Consider the following 4,767-nt stretch of genomic DNA (forward strand, 5'->3'; position numbering starts at 1 on the left):
CTTTATGCTACTTTTTGGAGAAGTGTATATGATAGAACATTTGAAACATAGAAACAATATCCCATCGGGGAGACCATAAAAACGGAATGCAATGAAAAATTTACTATCCTTTGATATAAAAGCCGATTTCGGAATGTTGAAAAAACCCGACACGAATGAACCGGTATATTTAACCTTCAACATGCTACATAAGCCGGCCCTTCTGGGTATACTGGGAGCAATTGGTGGTTTTCCCGGCTTTTCAAAAAACGGAGAATTACCCGGATACTACCAGATTCTAAAAAATGTGCAGGTAGGCATCATGCCTTTACCAAATAATACCGGCGAAAGCCATCACGAAAACGGGAACTTTACAAAAACCATTATAAAATATAACAATACTACAGGACTGGCCAGTGAAGAAGCCGGAGGAAACTTAATGATAGCTGAACAAACACTTATAGCACCCGCTTTTCGCTGCTTTGTCCTGCTCGACAAAGAAAACGCAGAAGAACATTCACTAATTAAAAACCTTCTGAACTATCATGCTGAGTTTGTTCCTTACCTCGGTAAGAATGAGTGTTCCCTTTGGTGGGAGAATGCCCGGATGGTTGATTATTTAAATTTTGTTCCTGAAGGAACTTTTAAAATTAGTTCGCTGTTCCTGAAGTCGGAGCCGCTAAAAAACAGTAAAGTTGAAGAGCCGTTATTTGATATATTAATGGAAAGCTCGGAAGGCAACACATTTACTTACTTTGAAAATTTGCCCATTGCTTATTTAGGTGCACCTCTTTTTCAATATGAATTTGGCAACTTTGCATATACTGACTGGGATCTTTCCCTAAAACAGAAATCATCAGGAAATTTTATCAAATTAAGAACAGGTGAAGATGCAGGAAAAATTATCCAGCTTTTCTGAAATAACAGGTCACAAACTACCATCAATTACCAATATTATTCCTAATATATCAAGATATTGGGCCCACATTGACGGAGCAAATAACAGGTACGAGATCCTTCAGGATCATGTAGAACTGGTTTTATCATACGCCAAATCAATTGTTGAAGACCAAAAAATTGATACGATAATTGATCACTTATGTAACCAGGTAGCAAAAGAAAATCAAACTCTGGCTGAATATATCAAATTACTTTTTAGTGCTTCCATTGCGTACCATGATCTGGGTAAGATAAATCCCAATTTCCAAGTTTTGAAGATGCAGAACAATCTGTTCAAAGAGAAAAAAATATCGATCGGGAGTCAGCATTCCTTGCTCAGCGCAGTCCTGTTTCTTCATTATTTCATTGAAAAGGTGAATTTTAGCAATTTTGAACCAAAAGAAAAAGAATTACTTTTCGGAATAATAATTCTTTTTTGTATACCCATTTTAAAGCATCACAGTTCTGTTTTAAGTAATGAGACCGATTTTTCTGTCGAGATTTTTGAAGAACTATTTTCTTTCGTAAAATATTGCAACATCAATTTACCTTTTGAGGCCAGTAAAAAAATAATAGACATCAAAGACAAACTAATTGAAAGGATTGGCCAGGAACAACATTTTTCAATCTTTGCCCTTCTCAAATTATCTTATTCCCTGCTTACAGCAAGTGATTATTATGCCACAAACGAATATATGACGGATATAAAGGTTAACGACTTCGGCATTATTGATGAGACTTTACGCAATAAAATTTCTACTAATTTCAAAACGAAGCTGTCATATAACAAGGACCTGTTCAACAATTTCGAAAAATACCAAAAGAAGCCCTTCAGTGAATTACAGGAAGTAGACCAAAAGAATTTGAATTTTTTACGTCAAAAATTAAATGCAGAGGTCATTTCTTCTATCAGGCAAGAACCTGATAATCCATGGTACTACATTGAAGCACCTACTGGTGCCGGGAAAACCAATTTATCCTTAGCGTGTATTTCAGAATTATTGCAGTCAGATCAAAGCCTCAATAAGGTGTTTTATGTATTCCCATTTACAACACTTATCACCCAGACATTTGAAGCTATCAAAAAAACAATAGGTCTGAATAATGATGAACTGATTCAATTACACTCAAAAGCCGGCTTTCATGAAAAAGAAGAACATACGGATGGAGAGTACGGAAAAGAAAAAAACTTCATTTGGACAATCTATTTGTAAACTATCCGGTCTGTGTAACCTCTCATATTCGCTTTTTTGAAATATTAAAAGGAAATAATAAGGAATCCAATTATTTATTACACCGGTTATGTAATTCTATAGTAGTAATTGACGAATTACAAACATATAACCCCAAGCACTGGGACAAAATTGTTTTCTTTATTGAAAATTACGCTCGCCCTTTCAATATTCGTTTCATTATTATGTCGGCTACCTTACCCAAAATCGATGCTTTGAGCGAAACGTTAAAAGGGCATTTTGTAAATCTTACACCAAACAAAAAACAATACTTCTCGAATAAAAATTTTGCTGGTCGAATTGAGTTTGATTTTTTACTTCTGAAAAAACCTAAACCATCAAAAGAAAACAAAGAAGAATATTTAACAGAATTGGCATACTTCATAAAGCATGAGGCTGACGATTACTCAGAAATGCACCATCAGGCCAGAGTGCTCATCGAATTTATTACAAAAATACGGCTTCTCATTTTTTCAGATTGCTCTCTGAATCTGATGTTTTTCAAGATTACAAATTGTATCTCCTTTCCGGAGACATTCTTGAACCACAAAGAAAAAAGATAATTAACGAAATAAAAGAAGAAAAATACAAAAAAGTAATTGTGGCTTCAACCCAGGTTGTTGAAGCAGGAATTGATATTGATATGGATTTAGGTTTTAAAGACCGGTCAATCCTTGACAGTGATGAACAGTTGGCTGGACGAATCAATCGAAACGCTTCGAAAAAAGATTGTAAGGTGTTTCTGTTTGATTGCGACAGGGCCTCAACAATTTACGGCAAGGACAAAAGATATCAACATCAGCAAAAGAATAAGGAATTATACTTTGGATTTAAAGAAATATTGCAAAAGAAAGAGTTTGACAGGCTTTATGAAAAGGTTTTTGAGGATGCAAAAAAGGATGACTGGACAGATTCCTCTAAACTTAAAAGTTATCTTGAAAATTTTAAACGATTTGATTTCTCCAGTATCAGCCAGGAATTTCAACTTATTGAGAATAACAACGCTGAATCATTGTTCATCCCGGTTGAAATACCAATTCCGGATGGTTATTCTTCAAAAGACCTTAGAACAATTGATCTTTTAACAGATGACCAATTAATGATTTCAGGAGAAAAATTATTTGACCGTTTTATTGACCTCATTCATAATAAGGATATTGATTTCATAAGAAGACAAATGGATCTGAAAAAGTTGACTGGTTTAATGTCTCTTTTTTCTATCTCAGTTTATCCTAATCTGTTGAAAGAAATTGGTGATAAACTTGATGTCGAAAAAAGTAAATATGGTTACCAATACTTATCACATTGGGAAAGTTGCTATAATATAAATTCAGGTTTTAACCTTGAAATGGCAAGAGAGGATGTCCTACTATGAAATCAGTCCTTCCCACCCGCCACCGCCGACCGATCCGCTAACGCAAGTCCGATCCCGCGATGCGGTCGGGTCTTTTCCATCGCCGCACTTGCTTCCGAGAAGGGGTAACCGGTAAGCATCAGCAGCACGGGCCGGCAAGACTCAGGAACATCAGCGGGCCGGGTTGCGCGAAAGCGATTCCGGGCGTCTGCGGGGAAAGAAGCGCGGGCCGGAAAGACTCCGGAACGTCAGCGGGTGGGGATGTGCGAAAGGGAATTCCGGACGTCGGCGAGTGCGGGAAGGCAATTAACCTGCACCTTTTTAAATTAACCCATTAACCAAAACCACTTATCCACATGTCAAAACCAACCATTCCCCTTACACCAGGCCGCTTCTACCATATTTACAACCGTGGCATCAACAGCTGCCCTATCTTTTACGATGATGTCGATCATGAGCGGTTTTTATACTTGTACGGGAAGTATGTCGGTCAGGTAGCGGATACCTTTGCCTGGGTGTTGATGAGAACTCATTTTCACCTGCTGATAAGAATTAAGGAGGATGTTGTTTACCGGTATTCGATGGAGGAGATCAGAAGAATGGAGGCAACCCAACGCGCAAACGCCGGTCAATCCTGCCACCCTGCAAGTCCACCGCACGACGCGACCGGGCTCTGCCCCGGCATTTCCGCTGCTGACATCCTGGCTTTCGCCAAGTGGGAAACGGTGAGCATCAAGGACGCGGGCCGGCCAGACTCCGGAACATCAGCGGGCAAGCACGAGCGGGAAGCGACTTCCGGACGTCTGAGGATGGGGAAGGGAAAGAAAACCCCCAACCCCTCCTCCCACCTCGGCCACCTCTTCAACGCTTATGCCCGTTACTTCAACCTGAAATACCATCGTCACGGCTCCCTGTTCGAGCACCAGTTTAAACGAAAACCGGTAGAAAATGAAAGATACCTGAGAAATGCATTGGTATACATTCATAAAAATCCTGAACATCATGGATATTCTGATGATTTCAGGGGGTATCCGTGGAGCAGTTACCATTCATTTTTTGAAGAACAAGGTGCATGGATCCATAGAGATGAGGTACTGGAATGGTTTGGCAGTGCAGCTGACTTCATGATGGCGCACCGAACTCATATCAATGCAGATGCACTGGAAGAATGGCTCAATGAGGAATGACCGGTCAAAAAGAGATGACGGCAGAGTGAAAGGCTTTTCATAAATTCGAGGTTGAATAAACTTAACCTGCATTATT

5 protein-coding genes are annotated in these 4,767 nt (G+C 39.0%); all 5 read left to right on the forward strand.

Features of this window, described 5'->3' with window-relative positions; all coding sequences use genetic code 11:
* Positions 1 to 91: 91 nt before the first annotated feature.
* The 5 genes from OQ5_RS0112080 to OQ5_RS23235 all read left to right on the forward strand — a co-directional run bounded on the left by OQ5_RS0112080 (position 92) and on the right by OQ5_RS23235 (position 4,691).
* The gene (locus OQ5_RS0112080) at positions 92 to 898 is read left to right on the forward strand and encodes a CRISPR-associated protein Cas5 (protein WP_016777739.1); all 807 of its coding nucleotides are present in this window, start codon (positions 92 to 94) and stop codon (positions 896 to 898) included.
* On the forward strand, positions 870 to 2,132 hold the full coding sequence (locus OQ5_RS0112085; protein ID WP_026055268.1) for a CRISPR-associated endonuclease Cas3'': 1,263 nt from the start codon (positions 870 to 872) through the stop codon (positions 2,130 to 2,132). The genes OQ5_RS0112080 and OQ5_RS0112085 overlap by 29 nt, the downstream gene beginning before the upstream one ends.
* Positions 2,114 to 2,713 carry a hypothetical protein gene (locus OQ5_RS23535; protein WP_026055269.1) on the forward strand — a complete coding sequence of 200 codons (600 nt, stop codon included), beginning with the start codon at positions 2,114 to 2,116 and terminating at the stop codon, positions 2,711 to 2,713. The genes OQ5_RS0112085 and OQ5_RS23535 overlap by 19 nt, the downstream gene beginning before the upstream one ends.
* Complete coding sequence (locus OQ5_RS0112095; protein ID WP_026055270.1) at positions 2,665 to 3,525, forward strand: hypothetical protein; 861 nt, start codon at positions 2,665 to 2,667, stop codon at positions 3,523 to 3,525. The genes OQ5_RS23535 and OQ5_RS0112095 overlap by 49 nt, the downstream gene beginning before the upstream one ends.
* A 704-nt stretch (positions 3,526 to 4,229) precedes the next feature.
* Positions 4,230 to 4,691 (forward strand): hypothetical protein, encoded by a 462-nt coding sequence (locus OQ5_RS23235; RefSeq protein WP_141638881.1) that lies wholly within the window; start codon positions 4,230 to 4,232, stop codon positions 4,689 to 4,691.
* Positions 4,692 to 4,767 lie beyond the last annotated feature (76 nt).

Origin of the sequence: Anaerophaga thermohalophila str. Valhall, assembly GCF_000250735.1 — a bacterium.
GTDB lineage: Bacteria > Bacteroidota > Bacteroidia > Bacteroidales > Marinilabiliaceae > Anaerophaga > Anaerophaga thermohalophila_A.

What these genes read in the sequence shown, in the direction of transcription:
- OQ5_RS0112080 (WP_016777739.1), top strand. Translation starts at nt 92, where the DNA reads ATGAAAAATTTACTATCCTTTGATATAAAAGCCGATTTCGGAATGTTG.
- OQ5_RS0112085 (WP_026055268.1), top strand. Translation starts at nt 870, where the DNA reads ATGCAGGAAAAATTATCCAGCTTTTCTGAAATAACAGGTCACAAACTA.